Source organism: Kineococcus sp. NBC_00420 (assembly GCF_036021035.1).
Lineage (GTDB): Bacteria > Actinomycetota > Actinomycetes > Actinomycetales > Kineococcaceae > Kineococcus.
This window is the reverse complement of sequence record NZ_CP107930.1, coordinates 3,733,433-3,749,614: the sequence shown is the minus strand read 5'-3', so window position 1 is coordinate 3,749,614 and position 16,182 is coordinate 3,733,433. Positions and strand designations below refer to the sequence as shown.

General features: G+C 72.1%; 16 protein-coding genes and 2 pseudogenes. 7 read left to right on the top strand and 11 right to left on the bottom strand.

What is annotated here, in order from left to right:
* Positions 1-9 precede the first annotated feature (9 nt).
* The 3 genes from guaB to shbA form a co-directional block, all read right to left on the bottom strand.
* The gene (gene guaB, locus OG218_RS18540; RefSeq protein WP_328296264.1) at positions 10-1,479 is read right to left on the bottom strand and encodes an IMP dehydrogenase; all 1,470 of its coding nucleotides are present in this window, start codon (positions 1,477-1,479) and stop codon (positions 10-12) included.
* 78 nt (positions 1,480-1,557) lie between these two features.
* A complete protein-coding gene (locus OG218_RS18535) occupies positions 1,558-3,042 on the bottom strand; it encodes a hypothetical protein (protein WP_328294694.1) in 1,485 nt (494 codons plus the stop codon).
* Positions 3,039-3,623, bottom strand: coding sequence for an RNA polymerase sigma factor ShbA (gene shbA, locus OG218_RS18530; protein ID WP_328294693.1), 585 nt, complete (start codon positions 3,621-3,623; stop codon positions 3,039-3,041). Before shbA ends, OG218_RS18535 begins: the two co-directional genes overlap by 4 nt.
* 126 nt (positions 3,624-3,749) lie before the next feature.
* Here shbA and OG218_RS18525 point away from each other — a divergent pair, with 126 nt between their 5' ends.
* Entirely contained in the window at positions 3,750-3,872 is a 123-nt protein-coding gene (locus OG218_RS18525) for a hypothetical protein (protein WP_328294692.1), read from the top strand.
* A gap of 25 nt (positions 3,873-3,897) precedes the next feature.
* Here the strand turns inward: OG218_RS18525 and OG218_RS18520 are convergent, their stop codons facing one another.
* Together OG218_RS18520 and OG218_RS18515 are read right to left on the bottom strand one after the other, a co-directional pair.
* Complete coding sequence (locus OG218_RS18520; RefSeq protein ID WP_179750673.1) at positions 3,898-4,509, bottom strand: response regulator transcription factor; 612 nt, start codon at positions 4,507-4,509, stop codon at positions 3,898-3,900.
* A 146-nt stretch (positions 4,510-4,655) separates the two neighbouring features.
* Positions 4,656-5,639, bottom strand: a complete 984-nt coding sequence (locus OG218_RS18515; RefSeq protein WP_442906526.1) for a MerR family transcriptional regulator — start codon at positions 5,637-5,639, stop codon at positions 4,656-4,658.
* A gap of 325 nt (positions 5,640-5,964) precedes the next feature.
* Here OG218_RS18515 and OG218_RS18510 point away from each other — a divergent pair, with 325 nt between their 5' ends.
* Positions 5,965-6,267 (top strand): WhiB family transcriptional regulator, encoded by a 303-nt coding sequence (locus OG218_RS18510; RefSeq protein WP_328294690.1) that lies wholly within the window; start codon positions 5,965-5,967, stop codon positions 6,265-6,267.
* A 102-nt stretch (positions 6,268-6,369) separates the two neighbouring features.
* Here the strand turns inward: OG218_RS18510 and groL are convergent, their stop codons facing one another.
* Entirely contained in the window at positions 6,370-7,992 is a 1,623-nt protein-coding gene (gene groL, locus OG218_RS18505) for a chaperonin GroEL (RefSeq protein WP_328294689.1), read from the bottom strand.
* A gap of 103 nt (positions 7,993-8,095) precedes the next feature.
* Positions 8,096-8,392 (bottom strand): co-chaperone GroES, encoded by a 297-nt coding sequence (gene groES / locus OG218_RS18500; RefSeq protein WP_328294688.1) that lies wholly within the window; start codon positions 8,390-8,392, stop codon positions 8,096-8,098.
* Between the two features lie 201 nt (positions 8,393-8,593).
* Here groES and OG218_RS18495 point away from each other — a divergent pair, with 201 nt between their 5' ends.
* Complete coding sequence (locus tag OG218_RS18495) at positions 8,594-9,772, top strand: class I SAM-dependent methyltransferase (RefSeq protein WP_328294687.1); 1,179 nt, start codon at positions 8,594-8,596, stop codon at positions 9,770-9,772.
* Here the strand turns inward: OG218_RS18495 and OG218_RS18490 are convergent.
* Complete coding sequence (locus OG218_RS18490) at positions 9,762-10,625, bottom strand: alpha/beta fold hydrolase (protein WP_380158383.1); 864 nt, start codon at positions 10,623-10,625, stop codon at positions 9,762-9,764. The two genes, OG218_RS18495 and OG218_RS18490, sit on opposite strands and share 11 nt — an antisense overlap.
* A gap of 75 nt (positions 10,626-10,700) precedes the next feature.
* Here OG218_RS18490 and OG218_RS18485 point away from each other — a divergent pair, with 75 nt between their 5' ends.
* Positions 10,701-11,162 (top strand): CGNR zinc finger domain-containing protein, encoded by a 462-nt coding sequence (locus tag OG218_RS18485; protein ID WP_328294685.1) that lies wholly within the window; start codon positions 10,701-10,703, stop codon positions 11,160-11,162.
* Here OG218_RS18485 and rimI read toward each other — a convergent pair.
* Positions 11,143-11,604, bottom strand: a complete 462-nt coding sequence (rimI, locus tag OG218_RS18480; RefSeq protein ID WP_328294684.1) for a ribosomal protein S18-alanine N-acetyltransferase — start codon at positions 11,602-11,604, stop codon at positions 11,143-11,145. The two genes, OG218_RS18485 and rimI, sit on opposite strands and share 20 nt — an antisense overlap.
* A gap of 29 nt (positions 11,605-11,633) precedes the next feature.
* Here rimI and OG218_RS18475 point away from each other — a divergent pair, with 29 nt between their 5' ends.
* Both OG218_RS18475 and OG218_RS26695 read left to right on the top strand, forming a co-directional pair.
* Positions 11,634-11,990: a hypothetical protein gene (locus OG218_RS18475; RefSeq protein ID WP_328294683.1), complete on the top strand. Its 357-nt coding sequence runs from the start codon at positions 11,634-11,636 to the stop codon at positions 11,988-11,990.
* Between the two features lie 23 nt (positions 11,991-12,013).
* Positions 12,014-12,472 (top strand): annotated as a pseudogene (locus OG218_RS26695) (squalene cyclase); the annotation flags it as partial.
* A gap of 127 nt (positions 12,473-12,599) precedes the next feature.
* Here the strand turns inward: OG218_RS26695 and OG218_RS18470 are convergent.
* The gene (locus OG218_RS18470) at positions 12,600-14,069 is read right to left on the bottom strand and encodes an IS1380 family transposase (RefSeq protein ID WP_328294682.1); all 1,470 of its coding nucleotides are present in this window, start codon (positions 14,067-14,069) and stop codon (positions 12,600-12,602) included.
* 122 nt (positions 14,070-14,191) lie between these two features.
* On the opposite strand from OG218_RS18470, the pseudogene OG218_RS18465 reads away from it, so the two are divergent.
* Positions 14,192-14,719: pseudogene (locus OG218_RS18465) on the top strand (squalene cyclase); the annotation flags it as partial.
* A gap of 72 nt (positions 14,720-14,791) precedes the next feature.
* Here the strand turns inward: OG218_RS18465 and OG218_RS18460 are convergent.
* Complete coding sequence (locus tag OG218_RS18460) at positions 14,792-16,159, bottom strand: MFS transporter (RefSeq protein ID WP_328294680.1); 1,368 nt, start codon at positions 16,157-16,159, stop codon at positions 14,792-14,794.
* Positions 16,160-16,182 lie beyond the last annotated feature (23 nt).

Sequence of the window (16,182 nt, the reverse complement as noted above, 5' to 3'; positions counted from 1 at the left end):
TCGGGCGGGTCAGCGACCGCCGTAGTTCGGTGCCTCGACGGTCATCTGGATGTCGTGCGGGTGCGACTCCTTCAACCCGGCCGGGGTGATCCGGACGAAGGTCCCGACCTGCTGGAGCTCCGGGACGGTGCGCGCACCGGCGTAGAACATCGACTGGCGCAGCCCGCCGACGAGCTGGTGCGCCACGGCCGAGAGCGGGCCGCGGTAGGGGACCTGGCCCTCGACGCCCTCGGGGACGAAGAGGCTGTCAGAGGCGACGTCGTTCTGGAAGTAGCGGTCCTTGGAGAAGGAACGTCCACCCTGCCGAGTCTGCTGGGCCCCGAGGGAGCCCATGCCGCGGTAGCTCTTGAACTGCTTGCCGTTGATGAACACCAGGTCGCCCGGGCTCTCGTCGCACCCCGCGAGCAGCGAGCCGAGCATCACGGTGTCGGCACCGGCGACGAGGGCCTTGGCGATGTCGCCGGAGTACTGCAGACCACCGTCGCCGATGACCGGGACCCCGGCGGGCTTCGCGGCGCGCGAGGCCTCGTAGATCGCGGTCACCTGCGGCACACCGACCCCGGCGACGACGCGGGTGGTGCAGATCGACCCGGGGCCGACACCGACCTTGATGCCGTCGACCCCGGCGTCCACGAGCGCCTGCGCGGCCGTGCGGGTCGCGACGTTGCCGCCGACGACGTCGACGTGCGCGGCGGCACTGTCGTTCTTGAGCCGGGAGATCATCTCGAGCACGGCCTTGGAGTGCCCGTGCGCCATGTCGACCACGAGCACGTCCACACCCGCGTCGACGAGGCCCATCGCGCGCTTCCAGGCGTCCTCGAAGATGCCGATCGCGGCGGCGACCCGCAGCCGGCCGTCGTCGTCCTTCGTGGCCAGCGGGTACTGCTCCGACTTCACGTAGTCCTTGACCGTGATCAGGCCGGTCAGGCGGTTGCGGGAGTCGACGATCGGGAGCTTCTCGATCTTGTGCTGACGCAGCAGCTGCATCGCGTCGTCGGTGGAGATGCCGACGGGCGCGGTGACCAGCGGCGGCTTCGTCATGACCTCGTGCACGGGGCGGGAGAAGTCGCTCTCGAAGCGCAGGTCGCGGTTGGTGACGATGCCGACGAGCCGGCCGTCGGCGTCCACGACCGGCACGCCGGAGATGCGGTAGCGCCCGCAGAGGGCGTCCACGTCGGCGAGGGTCGCGTCCGGGGTGGTCGTGACGGGCTGGGTGACCATGCCCGACTCCGACCGCTTCACGAGGTCGACCTGGGCGGCCTGCTCCTCGGCGGAGAGGTTGCGGTGCAGGACGCCGAGACCACCCTGACGGGCCATCGCGATGGCCATCCGGGACTCGGTGACGGTGTCCATGGCGGAACTCAGCAGCGGGATCCGCAGGCTGACGCGCTTGGACACCTTGGTCGAGGTCTCGACCTCGGACGGGATGACGTCCGACTCGCCCGGCAGCAGCAGGACGTCGTCGTAGGTCAGACCCACGAACCCGAAGGGGTCGTGGTGCTCGGCAGGGGATTCGACGGAAGGGTTGTCCTCGGACCGCACGCTCACCCCCCGATGCTACGACCCGGCGGACGCCGTCCCGGACGCCGTCTCGGACGCCGTCTCGGACGCCGTCCCCGAGGCATCGACGACGCCGGGGCTCGGCTCGGCTCCCGCGCTGGGCGAGGGCTCCACCACGACGGGCAGCGTCGGGGTCACGACCTCGACCGGATCGGTCACCACGGGCGAGGCGGTGTCGGTCACCGGGTCCGAGGGCGGCGGGACCACCGGGTCCGTCGTCGTGGACGGCGGTGCCTCCGGGCTGGTGGCGGTCTCCGTGGGGGCCGTCGACGTCCCCGGGTCGCTCGGCGAGCCCGTCGAGGGATCGCTCGGGCTCTGCGTCGGGGGCGGCGTGACCGTCGGCGGCGTGGTGACGCTGCCCGACGGCACCTCGGTGACGACGGGTGGGACGTAGGGCGGGACCACGGGGTTCGAGGACGACGAAGAGGACGAGGAGGAACCGGAACCCCGGCCCGGCGAGGACGTGGAGCCCCCGGGAGCGCCGCCCGAGGTCCCCGTCGCCGTCCCGGTGGCGCCGGTGGGCGCGGTGGTGGCCACCGGGGTCTGGGTCGGGACCCAGGGCGTGGAGCTCGGCGAAGCCGTCGGCGACGCGGCGTTCACGACGTCAGCCAGCGAGGTCCCCGCCGGCGTCGGCGTGGGCGGGGCGGGCGAGGGCGAGACGGACGAGGGCGTGGGTGCGCTCGTCGGACCCACCGCGGTGCCGTCGACGTCGGACTGCAGGTCGTCGAGCTTCGCAGTGACCGTCGCGGCCAGCGTGGCGTCGATGTCGTCGGAGGCGTCGATCTGCCGGACCAGGTTCTGGACCCGCGCGAGGGCCGACGCGCTGTGGCCGGCCTGCACCTCGATGTCCGCCTGCGCCAGTTCGCGCTTGACCCGGTCCGTGGGAGTGCCGCCGAAGGCGCGGAACACCGTGTCGGGGAACCAGCCCGGCAGCTGCGCGGCCGCGGAGCTGCCGGTCCGGCCGTCCGGGCCCGCGATCGAGCCCGCGCCGGTCGCCGCGGCGGCGGCGGTACCGCCGAGCAGGGCGAGGACGGCGGCCGCGGCGGCACCGCCGTGACCGATCCGGCGCAGGGTGCGACGGGAGGCGAGCAGCACCCGCGGGGCGGGTACCGGGGCCGGGAGGCCCTCGACCTCGAGGGCGAGGTCGGGCACCTGCACCGGCCGCACCCCGGCGGTCAAGGGATCGGCGTGCAGCGCGTAGGAGTCCAGCAGCCGGGCGACGGCGTCGCGCAGGTCGGCGTCGGTGGTGTCGTGGCTGCCGAGGCGGTCCAGCAGGGCGTCCGTGGCCAGCAGGTCGGGCACGGAGACGGAGGCGTCGTCCACGTCCCCCCCTCCCTGGCTGTTCACGTCGTTCGTGGCGGAGCCGCGGACACCGCGAAGGTGCCCGGCCCGCAGGTGACCGTCGCGCAGGTGTCCCCGCCCGCCGGTGCCGGCGGTGGTCTCGTCGTCGGGCCCGTGGCCCGGGCGGTCGTCGTCGCTCACGGGGCGACCCGCAACGTGAGGTCCTCGCTGGCGATCTTGCGCAGCTTCTGCATCGCGCGGTGCTGGGCGACGCGCACGGCGCCGGCGGTCATGTCCAACGCACGTCCGGTCTCCTCGGCCGACATCCCGGCCCCCACGCGCAGCGTGATGATCTCGCGCAGCTTGGGCGGCAGGGTGTCGAGCAGCTTGCCGACGGTCTCGGCGTCGAAGGCGTCGAGAGCGAGTTGCTCGGGACCCGGTTCGGCGCTGACGCCGTCCGGGACGTCCTCGGTCGGGACCGGGGAGCGGTAGGAGGCCCGCTGGGCGTCCGCAACCTTGTTGGCCGCGATCCGGTACACGAACGCCTCGAAGGGACGTCCGGTGTCCTTGTAGCGGGGAAGGGCCGTCAACACGGCGATGCAGACCTCCTGTGCCGCATCTTCTGCGGCGTGATCAGCTCCGGGCAGTCGCCCGAGCTTGGCCCGGCAGTAACGGTGGACGAGGCGGCGCACCGCTGCCAGGAGATCGGCGACGGCGCCCTGCTCCCCCGTCAACGCGCGCGTCGCCAGTTCCTGGAGCCCCCCGGCATCCGAACTGTTCATCGCTGCAGGCCGCGAGGGTGTTACACCCTGCGCCGCCCTGGTTCCGTCGCCCCCGCCAGGGGCCTCGGCGGCGTCGCCGAGGTCACCCGGAAGATCGGTGCGGAGGTCGGTGGGACCGGCCCCGGGGTGCGCGACGGCGTCGTCGTCCCCCGAGAACTGGACCCGGGGGACGTCGGGAGCGACGGCAGCACCGACGTCACGCCTGCTGGCGTCTGCGTCGGGCCGGCCGCCGGCACCAACTCCGACTGACTCGTCGCCCCCGGGGCTCACCCACCTACCGTACGAGACCCCAGCGGAATCCCACAGCCACCGCTTGAGCGCGGTCGGCCGCCTCGAGCTTGCGGAACAGCCGACGAGCGTGGGTCTTGACCGTGTCCTCGGAGAGGAAGAGCTCGCGCCCGATCTCCGCGTTGCTGCGCCCGCGGCTCATGCCGACGAGCACCTGCTGCTCCCGCTCGGTGAGCACGGGCGCCCGGCCCGTGAGCACCGCACGCGTGCGGTTGCCGCCACGACGACGGCTGACGTCCTGCAGCGCCTGGAGCACCGCGGTGGCGAGCTCCTCGCGCGAGACGTCCTTGACGAGGTACCCGCGGGCTCCGGCCGCGACCGCGCGGGCCACTCCGTCACCGTCCTCCGCCATCGTGGCCATGAGCACGTTCGCCTCGGGGTGACGGGCGAGCAGCCGGCGCGCTGCTTCGACACCGCCGATCCCGGGCATCCGGACATCCATGATCACCAGCGAGGGCCGTTCGACGGGCCAGCGCTGGAGCGCTTCTTCGCCCGAGCTCGCACCCACGACCCGAGTGACGCCGGGGACGGCAGCCACCATGCGACGCATGGCCTCGCGCGCCAGCGGAAGGTCATCGCAGACCAGAACCGTTGCCACCACAAACCTCTTCCCTGTGTGGGTGGAGCGCGGCCGTCCGTGGCCCCGCCGTGAAGCACGTCGGGTGCCCCACAGGAAGAGTTGTCGGCACGCGGGAGCGCCGACCTGAGCGTTCAGGTGCACGGCGGTCCCGGTGAACCCGCTGGTCAGGCGGTCGAGGCCCCGACGCACCTCGCGACGGCGTCGGCGAGCCCCGTGGCCACCTCGGCGCCGCGCAGCCGGTCCTTGAGCGCCGGCGTCCACCCGTCCCCCAGGAGGACGACCAGCGGCGCGGGACGGACCCGGGCCAGGGCCAGCAGGTCCTCGACGACGTCGGCGGCGGGTTCGGCGTCGGTGTGCAGGAGGAGGGCGGGCGGGCGCACCCGACGCACCGCGGCGGCGAGCATCCGCACGGGGACCCCCTCCCCCACGCTGCGCGCACCGGAGCCGGCCTCGGCCAGGGCGGCGGCCGCGGCGAGCAGCACGGGACCGCGGGCCACCTGGGCGGCCGGGTCGTGCAGCGCGGCCAGCAGGACCGCGCGGTCCCCGGTCGCGACGGGCAGCGCGGCCAGCGCCCGGGCGACGGCCGCGTGCATGGCCGCGTCGCGGGTGGCGAGCGCGGGACGCAGGACGGCGTCCCAGGCCGGCGCGACCCCCCGGGTGCGGATCTCCTCGGCGAAGCGGTCGGCGAGGCTGCTGACGGCCCAGTCCACGGCGTCGGTGGGTCGTCCGTGGTGCCCGGGCAGGCTCTCGGCGTCCTCGGACTCGTCGGGCCCGGAGAGCGCGGGCGCCTCCTCCGCCGTGGTGACCTCGCGGGCCGGGTCGAGCCCGGAACCGGGGCCGGCGATGGCCACCGCGTCGGTCACGGCGGCCTCGATGACCGCCGCCGGGATCGTCGAGACGCTCGCCAGCGCGAAACCCCCGTCGGCGACGGCGGTGGTCGCGGCCAGCTGCGCCGCCTCGGACGGCGCGACGCCCTCCAGGGTCAGCCGGCGCATCACGACGAGGCGGGCCAGGTCGGAGGAGGAGTAGCGGCGGTGCGCGCCCGCGGTGTGCTCGGAGGGGCCGAGGCCGTACCGCCGGTCCCAGGTCCGCAGCGTGGCCGGGGCCACCCCGAGGCGGCGCGCGACGGCGGCCACCGTCAACGTCATGCGCGGGGCCGGAGGCACGGCAGCTCCCTGGGAGGGTGCGGCGGGGGACATGGCTGCAGTGTCCCAACGTCGGGGGCCGCCCGCCACTCGCGCCATTGGTCAGGGTTGTCCAGCCTTGTTCAGAGCGTTCGGGTGGCGGAGGCACCAGGGATCTGCACCTTGTTCAGCGTGTTGGGCAGAGGTTGTTCACCCCCGCGCCACGTCCCGGTCGCCCCCGCACGGGCAGATTGGTTGAACAAGTTCCGACCAGGGGCTTGAACAACTTCTGACGCGGTTGTACGTTCATGACCAGTCAGCAAGATCCCTCCCGAACCAGGAGCGCACCATGGCCGAGATCTCCCGCCTCCCCGGACCCGTCGCCGACGTCTGGGAGTGGCAGCTCGACGGAGCCTGCCGCGAGGCCGACCCGAACCTGTTCTTCCACCCCGAGGGTGAGCGTGGCCCGGCCCGCCGCAACCGCGACGCTGCGGCCCAGGCCGTGTGCGGTGGCTGCCCCGTCCTGGAGATGTGCCGTAAGCACGCCCTGAAGGTCCGTGAGCCCTACGGCGTGTGGGGTGGCCTCACCGAGGACGACCGCGAAGCCGTCTACGCGACCGAACGTCGTCGCGGACTGCGCATCGCCAGCTGACTCCTGCTCCACCCGTGCGCGGTGTGGTGCGGCGTGCGGAGAACGTGAAAGGGCCCGGCCCCCCGAGGGGGAGCCGGGCCCTTCGTCGTTCAGGGAGATCGGTCAGTGGCCGTGGCCGTGACCGTGGCCGCCGCCGTTGACGGCGAGGTCCTCTTCCTTCTTGTCCACGACGAGGGTGTCGGTGGTCAGGACCATCGACGCGATCGACGCGGCGTTGCGCAGGGCCGAACGGGTGACCTTGACCGGGTCGAGGACGCCGGTGGCGAGCAGGTCGACGTACTCGCCGGTCTGGGCGTTGAGGCCGTGACCGGCCTCGAGCGCACGGACCTTCTCGACGACGACGTAGCCCTCGAGGCCCGCGTTCTCGGCGATCCAGCGCAGCGGCTCGGAGGCCGCCTTGCGGACGAGGGCGACACCGGTGGCCTCGTCACCGACGAGACCGAGGTTGTCCTCGAGCACGGACACCGCGTGGACGAGAGCGGAACCGCCGCCGGCGACGATCCCCTCCTCGATCGCGGCGCGCGTCGCGGAGACGGCGTCCTCGATGCGGTGCTTCTTCTCCTTGAGCTCGACCTCGGTGTGCGCGCCGACCTTGATGACGACGACACCACCGGAGAGCTTGGCCAGACGCTCCTGGAGCTTCTCGCGGTCCCAGTCGGAGTCGGTGCGCTCGACCTCGGCCTTGATCTGGGCGACGCGACCCGAGATGTCCTCGGACGTACCGGCACCGTCGACGATGGTGGTGTCGTCCTTGGTGACGGTGATGCGGCGGGCGGTGCCCAGCGCGTCGAGGTCGATCTGGTCGAGCTTGAGGCCGACCTCCTCGGCGACGACCTGCGCGCCGGTGAGGGTGGCGATGTCCTGCAGGATCGCCTTGCGGCGGTCCCCGAAGCCGGGAGCCTTCACCGCGACGGCGTTGAAGGTGCCGCGGATCTTGTTGACGACGAGGGTCGACAGCGCTTCGCCGTCGACGTCCTCGGCGATGATCAGCAGCGGCTTGGAAGCCTTGAGGACCTTCTCGAGCAGCGGCAGCAGGTCCTGGACCGTGGAGATCTTGCCCTGGTGCACCAGCACGTAGGCGTCCTCGAGGATCGCTTCCTGGCGCTCGGCGTCGGTCACGAAGTACGGGGAGATGTAGCCCTTGTCGAACTGCATGCCCTCGGTGAAGTCCAGCTCCAGCGCGGTCGTGGAGGACTCCTCGACCGTGATGACGCCGTCCTTGCCGACCTTGTCGAACGCGTCGGCCAGCAGCTCGCCGACGCTCGCGTCCTGGGCGGAGATGGTCGCGACGTGCGCGATGTCACCCTTGCCGTCGACCTCGCGGGCCATCGACAGGAGCTTCTCGCTCACCGCGTCGACGGCCTTGTCGATGCCGCGCTTGAGGCCCGAGGGGGCCGCACCGGCGGCGACGTTGCGCAGACCTTCGTGCACGAGGGCCTGGGCGAGCACGGTCGCGGTGGTGGTGCCGTCACCGGCGACGTCGTTCGTCTTGGTGGCGACCTCCTTCGCGAGCTGGGCGCCGAGGTTCTCGTAGGGGTCGTCGAGCTCGATCTCGCGGGCGATGGTGACGCCGTCGTTCGTGATCGTCGGCGCACCCCACTTCTTGTCGATCACGACGTTGCGGCCCTTGGGCCCCAGGGTGACCTTGACGGCGTTGGCGAGCGCGTCGACGCCACGCTCCAGCGCCTTGCGGGCGGTGTCGTCGAACAGCAGCTGCTTGGCCATGTGTGCGGACCTTTCCGTTCAGTGGCGAGCTTCGGGGCGGGAACAGGAGACGCCCCGGGCACCCGGAGTGCGGGCGCCCGGGGCGTCTGGACCTGTCAGTCGCTTACTTGGCGACCTTGGCGAGCACGTCGCGCGCCGAGAGGATCAGCAGCTCGTCGCCGCCGTACTTGACCTCGGTGCCGCCGTACTTGGAGTAGATGACCTTGTCGCCGACGGCGACGTCGATCGGCACGCGGTTGCCGTTGTCGTCGACGCGGCCCGGACCGACAGCCAGGACTTCGCCCTCCTGGGGCTTCTCCTTGGCGGTGTCCGGGATGACGAGACCGGATGCGGTCGTCTGCTCCGCGTCGAGCGGCTTGACGACGATGCGGTCCTCGAGCGGAGTGATGGAGACCGACACTGGTGCGGCCCTCCCCTTCTGCTTCAGCGAACTGGCACGGACGGTCGGTTCGGGGAGCGGACGACCGTCGTCGCGGGTGCCGGACGGCCGCTGCCCCGGTTGGCACTCTCCAGGGGGGAGTGCCACCGACGCTGCGCGAGACGCTAGCACTCAGGGCGGGTGAGTGCCAGATCCGGTGCCCCTCCTGGCAGCATCGACCGGGTGAACGTTTCCGACGTCGACGCCCTGACCTCCCCGCAGGGACGGGCCCTGCTGGCCGAGCTGGCGGGGACGGCCGGCGAGGACCCCGTCGCGCTGGCCGCCCGGTTGCGCCGCGCGGGGCACGATCCCGCCCTCGCCGCGCTCGCCACGACGCAGTCGCGACTGCGCGCGAAGGCCGCCGCGAAGTTCGGGCCCCGAGCGGACGGGCTGCTCTTCACGGCGGCCGGCGCCGAGCAGGCCACCCGTGCCGTGGTGGCGGCCGAGCACGCCCGCCGCTTCGCCGCCGCCGGGGTGCACCGGGTCGCGGACCTGGGCTGCGGGATCGGCGCGGACTCCTTGGCGTTCCTGGACGCCGGGCTCGACGTCCTGCCCGTCGACGCCGACCCCACGACGGTCGCGGTGGCGGCGCACAACCTGGGGCGCGAGGTCCGCTGCGCGGACGTCACGGCCGGGGTCGTCGACGAGCTCGGTCCCGGGGACGGCGCCTGGTTCGACCCGGCGCGGCGGACCTCCGGGGGGCGGCGCCTCTTCGACCCCGAGGCGACCTCTCCCCCGCTCTCCTTCGTCCTCGCCACGGCCGCCCGGGTCCCGGCGACCGGTGCGAAGCTCGCCCCCGGTCTGCCGCACGAGCTGGTCCCGGCCGGCGCCGAGGCGCAGTGGACGTCGGTGGACGGGGAGGTCGTCGAGTGCGCGCTGTGGTGCGGACCGCTGGCCCGGCCGGGTCTCGTGCGCAGCGCCCGCGTCGTGCGGGGTGCCACCGCCCACGAGATCGACGACGTCGACCTCCCGGTGGCCCCGGTCGGGCCGGTCGGTGAGTTCCTGCACGAACCCGACGGGGCGGTGATCCGTTCGGGGCTGGTGGCGAAGGTCGCGGCCGACCTGGACGGGCGACTGGTCGACGAGACGATCGCCTACGTGAGCACGGACTCGTCCCGGACCTCGCCGTTCACCCGGGCGTTCCGGGTGCTGGAGGTCATGCCGTTCGGGCTGAAGCCCCTGCGCGCCCGGCTGCGCGAACTCGACGTCGGAACCCTGACCGTGAAGAAGCGCGGGACGGCCGTCGACCCGGACCAGTTCCGCAGGCAGTTGGCGCTCAAGGGCTCGCGCACCGCGACGATCGTGCTGACCCGGATCGCGGGGAAGCAGAGCGTGCTGGTGGTGGAACCCGTCACCCCGTGACGCGGGCGAGGAACTCCCGCACGTGGTCGGTGACCTCGTCGAGGGCGCTCTCGAGCAGGAAGTGCCCGCCGTCGACGAGTCGGACCTCTCCGCCGACCGCCTCGGCCAGCGCCGTGGCCCCGGCCGGCCCGAAGATCTCGTCGTCGCGCCCCCACACGGCCAGCAGCGGGATCCCCCGGGCGCGCAGGAGTTCCTGGACGTGTCGGTAGAGGGGGACGTTGCTCGCGTAGTCGGCGAACAACGCCAACTGCACCCGGTCGTTGCCGGGACGGGCCAGCGCGGCCGCGTCGTGGTGCCAGGTGTCCGGGCTCACCACGCTCGGGTCGGGAACCCCGTGGGTGTACTGCCAGCGGATCGCGTCGACGCCCAGCGCCGGGCGGAGCGCCTCCTCCGTCTCGCGCGTCCGGAGTTCGCCGTGCGCCCAGATCGGCGCCCAGAACTCCTCGACGAATCCCGCCTCGTGGCCGTTGCCGTTCTGGCTGACGACGGCCGTGACGGCGTCCGGGCGCTCCAGCAGCAGGCGCCAGCCGACGGGGGCGCCGTAGTCCTGGACGTAGACCGCGAACCGGGTCACGCCGAGACGGTCCAGCAGGCGGCCGGTGAGGTCCGCGAGTGCGGCGAAGGAGTAGTCGAACTCCTCGACCGCGGGGGCGTCGGAGAGCCCGAACCCGAGCAGGTCGGGGGCGATGACCCGGTACCGGTCGGCGAGGCGGGGGATCAGCTCGCGGAACATGAACGAGCTCGTCGGGTAGCCGTGCAGCAGCACGACCACGGGCGCGTCGGGAGCGCCCGCCTCCCGGTAGAAGAGCTGGAACCCGTCGACCTCGGCGTAGCGGTGGTGCGTGGTCATCATCTAACCCCTTTCGTGGTCTGGAGCGGTTAGAGTTGCCCAGCACTGCTAACCTGTCAAGTCGATAAGGGAGGTTAGATGACCGATCCGGACGAGGAACTGCTGCTCGGCCTGCTGAACAGCACCCCGGTGGTGGACGGCCGGCCGCAGGACCTGCTCACCACGGACGCGGGCGAACGACCCGCCCTGGTGCGGGCGCGGGACCTGCTGCAGTCGGTGGTCCGCGGCGACGGGGACGCGTCCCTGCTGCAGGAACTGCTGGTCGGCGTCACCTGGACGGCCTCCGTAGGCCCCCGGGGCATCGAGCGCGTCCTGCGGACGACCGGCACGAACCCGTCGGTGGTGCGCGCCGTCCTGGCCTGGGACACCCTCGAACGCGAACGTCCGGGGCGGTTGCGGCCCTGCGCGAACTCCGAGTGCCGGTTGTTCTTCGTCGACCGCTCCCGGGCCGGAACGGGACGCTGGTGCTCGATGGCGGTGTGCGGCAACCGGATGAAGGCCCGCCGCCACCACTCGCGGGTCAGTTCCCAGGACGCCTGACGTCGGCCCGCAGGATCAGCGCGTCGACGTCGTCGGGCTGGTAGTAGCGGGCCCGGCGGGCGATCTGGACGAAACCCTCGCTGAGGTAGAGGTTCTGCGCCGGGGTGTTGTCGGCGCGGACCTCCAGCAACAGGTGGGTCGCACCCCGGGCGACGACCTCCTCGCGCAGGGCCCGCAGCAGCGTCCGGCCGGTCCCCCGGCCCTGCTGGTCGCGGGCGACGCCGAGGGTCTGCACGTCGGCGTCGGCACCGGTCACCACGACCCCGCCGTAGCCGACGACACGCCCGTCCTCGAGGGCGACGAGGAAGCTCCGGTTCGGCTGCGCCAGCTCACCCCAGAACGACTCCAGCGACCAGGCCGTCGAGCCGAAGAGGTCCTGTTCGAGGACGTGCACGTCGGCGACGTGCCACCAGCGCATCTCGTGCAGTTCGACGGTTCCCACCGGGTCAGGGTAGGTGGTTGGATCCCGGGGTGTCCTCGGTGCGGAGATCGGTCCTGGCGCTCAACGCGATGGGTGCTGCCGCGGCCGCGGGCTTCGCCGTGCGGGGTGTGCTGCGGCCGGAGTACGTGCAGCCGAACAGGTCAGCCGACCCGCTGGCATCGTTCTGGGCCGCGTCCTCGGCCGTCCGCACCGCGGCCGTCGCCGTCCCCCTGCTGGTGTCGTTGGCCCGCGGTGACCGGTCCACCCCGACCCTGCTGGCGATCGCCGGTGCGGTGCAGCTCGGTGATTCCCTGCTGGGGATCCAGCGGCGCAACCCCGGGATGGCGCTGGCCCCCGCCGTGATGGGCGCCCTCCACCTCGCCACCACGCGTCGCCTCGCCGGCTGAGCCCCGCTGACTAGCCTGGGCGCATGGTGCTGCCCCGGGCGACGCTGGACTGGCTGCTCGACTCCGACCCCGCCCTGCGCTGGCAGGTCGAACGCGACCTGCTCGACGCTCCACCGCAGGTCTGGGAGGCCACCCGTGACCGCGTCCCGACCGAGGGTTTCGGCGCGCGCCTGCTGGCCGCGCAGGACGCCGACGGGCAGTGGGCCGGTGGGGCGTACTTCCCGGCGGACGCGAGCCCCGCGGAGGACGGACAACCCTGGACGGCCACGACGTGGGCGCTGAACGACCTGCGCGAGTGGGGGGTGGACGCCTCCGCGTTGACCGGCACGGCCGACGCCCTCGCCGAGAACTCCCGCTGGGAGTACCAGGGCCTGGCCTACTGGGGCGGCGAGGTCGACTGCTGCGTCAACGCGTGGACGCTGGCCAACGGCACCTGGCTCGGCGCCGACGTCTCAGCCTGGATCCACCACCGAATGACCGATGAGCTCGTGGTGACCTGCCGAAGGCAGGTCACCACGAGCAGGGCATCAGATAGCCGCCGACCGGGTGTTGGCTCTTCCACGGCGATTCCTGGTCGTGCCCTCTCGGGCGGTGGGCGTCGGGCAGTGCTCAGATCCGGCGGGTCACGACCGGCTGATGCCGGTCGATTTCAACGATGGCGACCAACACGTTCTCCAAGCCGGACTGCCAGGGCCAGCCGGACGGGGCGTGCAACCGCAGCCGACGAGCCGAGAACGCGACCCGCGCCGGCAAGCTGATCAGCTTGCCCCGGATCGTCCCAGCACGTTCGCGACGGTGGGTCGTCCCCGCCAACGCGGCAATGGCTCGGGTCAGGTTGTGCGTGATCGCGGCCAACACCAACCAGGCAGCGTTGGCCTGGAACTTCCCCGACGGCAGATGCGCCAACGGCCCGTCCTTGGCCTCGGCGATCACCGACTCGATCACCGCGTGCGCGCGGTGATCTTTCTCCGCGACCAGCATCGGCAGCGGGGAGTCGGTGAACACCGCGTGATAGCGATAGGTCTCGAACAACTCACCCTGCCCCCGACCGAGAGCGGCGGGGTTCAACCGTTTGACGCGGCGGACGATCAACCGCGCCCTCACGTGCTCAGCCTTCCTGCGGCCGGTGAACGCGGTGTAGGTCGTCTCGGCGACCTCGGCATCAGAAACCCAGCGCCGGTCGTCTTCATCCCAGACCGCGTCGGTGTACTTGATCGGCGTCCAGGCATCGTCGGCGATGCCCGCGATCGCCCGCCGGACAGCGGGATTGCTGCGAGCGGTGAGGGAGAAGCGGGCCCGGCCGCGGCGGGCGGCGGCGATCACGGCGTGGTTGTAGTAGGCCGAATCGGCCCGCACGATCACCAACCCGCCACCGGTAGCCGCACCAGCACCAGCACCGGTGCCGGTGCCGGTGCCGGTGCGTTTGAGGGTCGCTAGGGCATCGCCCAGTAGTTTCGGCGCACCCTTAGCGCTGGCGACCGATCCCTTTCGCAAGCGGGTTCCCACGATCACCGGCGTGCTGGCCGGGGTGGTCGCGGTCACCAGCATCGCGTTCAGGCCTTTGACTTTCGAGTAGCCGTATCCGGCGCCCTGCTTGGCGTAGCCGTAGGTCTGGCGGATGGTGTCGTCGACATCGACGTAGAGGATCTGGTCGGCATCGGCCAGTAGCGGTGACCCAACCGCGGCGGTCGTGGTCTGCAGGCCGGTCAGGAACCGGGCCGCGACGGCGTCGAGTTGGCGGACGTGGCCGTGAGTGAAGGTCCGCAGGAACGTCCCCAAGGTCGAGGGGGCGCGGACGTCGTCGAACAGTTTCGTGTTCGCGCCGTGTCGCAGGACGTCCATGTCGTCGATGCTGTCGGCGCCGACTAACATCCCGGCGACCAGGCCGGTGGCCTTGGCCGCAGCGTTAGCCGACCCGGGCCCGGCGAGGGTGAGGTGCTGGCCGAGCAGGTCGTGCAGGCCCGCGGTCTGGGCCAGTTGCAGGGCCGGGGCCAGGCCGGCGTGGGCGATGAGGTTTGGGTCGTCGAAGGTGATCGAGGACGCCGCCGCGGTGGTGGGGAGGGCGTGCGAGACTTGCATTTGGCGGGTGTCTTCCTTGCTGCTGCGTTGGAACCGTAGAGAAGTCCCATCGTTGCAGGTCAGAAGCCACCCGCCGCCTCACGTACTGGCCCCCGCAGCATCACGGGACGGTGGATCCAGGCTCAGGGATCGCGCGGTGGTTCGTGGACCACCGGCTGCCCGACGGCGGCTGGAACTGCGCCTGGGTGGACGGTTCCACCCGCTCCTCGTTCCACTCCACGCTGAACTCCCTCAAGGGGTTGCTGGCCCACGAACGGGCCACCGGGGGTTCCGCGGAACTGCGTTCGGCCCGCCACGCCGGGGAGGAGTACCTGCTGGAGCGCCGGCTGCTGCACCGGCTCTCGACCGGGGAACCCGTCGGACCCTGGGTGAGCCGCTTCGCCTTCCCGCTGCGCTGGGAGTACAACGCCCTCAACGCCCTCGACCACTTCCGCGCCGCGAACCTGCACGACGGGAGTCCTCCCGATCCGCGACTGGCCGAGGCCGTCGAGGTCGTGCGCGCCGACCGCCGGGAGGACGGGACGTGGTTGCTGGAGCACCGCCACCCCGGGCGGTCGTGGTTCGAGGTCGACGGCGAGGTCGGAGAACCTTCGCGCTGGCTCACGTTCCTCGGGACCCGGGTGCTGCAGTGGTGGGACGCGCGTCACTGACGCGGCCCGGGAAGGGGAACGTTCGGCGGCTCCCGGAGCGGTCCGGGCCGCCGAACGTTCCCCTCCTCCCGGTCAGGCCTTGCGGTCCGCACGCTCCCCGCGCACGTCCACCAGCAACCGGTCGGAACTCGTGCGGAACCGCTTGGTGCCCAGCATCATCACCGCGGCCAGGAACGGCAGGACGCCCAGCGCGGCGATCCCCAGCGCGTCGGAGCCGGTGGCGCCGACGATCCCCTCCCGAAGGTTCGGGGCGACGAAACCCCCGAGGTTGCCCAGGGAGTTGATGAGCCCGATGCCGGCCGCGGCGGCCGGTCCGGTGAGGAACGCCGTCGGGAAGGACCAGGCGATGGGGCCGATGCTGAGGAACGACGACACCGCGATCGTGATGAAGAGGATGCCCAGCAGCGCGTACCCGTTGGCTCCGGCCCACGCGGAACCGAAGACGAAGATCCCGGTGCTGGCGAACAACCACGCGCCCCAGACCCGGCGACGGGTCACGGTCACGGCGTTCTTGCCGACGTAGTAGCAGGCGAAGATGCCGACGGTCCACGGGATCGCGGCGATCAGCCCGACCTGCCAGCCGACGTCGCGGCCCACCAGGCTGGACACCTGGTCCGGCAGGTTGAACGTCACCCCGTACACCGCGATCTGCAGGCAGAAGTAGATGACGGTGAAGTACCAGACCCGGCCGTTGCGCATGGCCGCCCACACCCCGCTGGGCCCGTCGCTGCGGCGCAGCTCGTCCTCACCGGCCATCGCCTCGCGCAGGGCCGTCTTCTGCGGCGCGGACAGGAACGTCGCCTTCTCCGGGGAGTCCACCAGGAGGAAGATCGCGGCCACGCCGGCGATCACGGCCAGCGCGCCCTCCACGGCGAACATCAGCTGCCACCCGGTGACGCCGCCGGCCGAGGCGTTCCCCACGTCGATGAGGACTCCCGAGAGCGGGGAACCGATGATCTGCGAGAACGGCTGGGCCAGGTAGAAGATGGCGAACAACCGCACGCGGTCGCGGTTGGGGAACCACTCCGAGAGGTACATGATGATGCCGGGGAACAACCCGGCCTCGGTCACCCCGAGCAGGAAACGCAGGGCGATGAACGACTTCTCGCCCTGCACGAAGGCGAAGGACGCCGACACCAGGCCCCAGGTGATGGCGATGCGGGCCAGCCACAGCTTGGCGCCGAACCGCTGCAGGGCGAGGTTGCTGGGGATCTCGAAGATCGCGTAGCCGATGAAGAACACCCCGGCCCCGAACGCGTACGCCGCGGTGGAGATGCCGCGGTCCAGCTCGAGGCCCTTCGTCGCGAACCCCACGTTGGTGCGGTCCAGGAACGCGACGACGTAGAGGATCACGATCATCGGCATCAGCCGTCTGGTCGCCCGGCTGACGGCCGAGGCGAGCACGGTTCCGGACGGTGCGGCCGGCGTCGTCGCTGGCATGGAGACCTCCTCGTCGAGACTTC

Coding starts and splice junctions, on each gene's coding strand:
- OG218_RS18510 (WP_328294690.1), top strand. CDS start 5,965: ATGGCCGAGATCTCCCGCCTCCCCGGACCCGTCGCCGACGTCTGGGAG.
- OG218_RS18490 (WP_380158383.1), bottom strand. CDS start 10,625: ATGATGACCACGCACCACCGCTACGCCGAGGTCGACGGGTTCCAGCTC.
- OG218_RS18460 (WP_328294680.1), bottom strand. CDS start 16,159: ATGCCAGCGACGACGCCGGCCGCACCGTCCGGAACCGTGCTCGCCTCG.
- OG218_RS18470 (WP_328294682.1), bottom strand. CDS start 14,069: ATGCAAGTCTCGCACGCCCTCCCCACCACCGCGGCGGCGTCCTCGATC.
- groL (WP_328294689.1), bottom strand. CDS start 7,992: ATGGCCAAGCAGCTGCTGTTCGACGACACCGCCCGCAAGGCGCTGGAG.
- OG218_RS18515 (WP_442906526.1), bottom strand. CDS start 5,639: ATGACGTTGACGGTGGCCGCCGTCGCGCGCCGCCTCGGGGTGGCCCCG.
- shbA (WP_328294693.1), bottom strand. CDS start 3,623: ATGAACAGTTCGGATGCCGGGGGGCTCCAGGAACTGGCGACGCGCGCG.
- OG218_RS18485 (WP_328294685.1), top strand. CDS start 10,701: ATGACCGATCCGGACGAGGAACTGCTGCTCGGCCTGCTGAACAGCACC.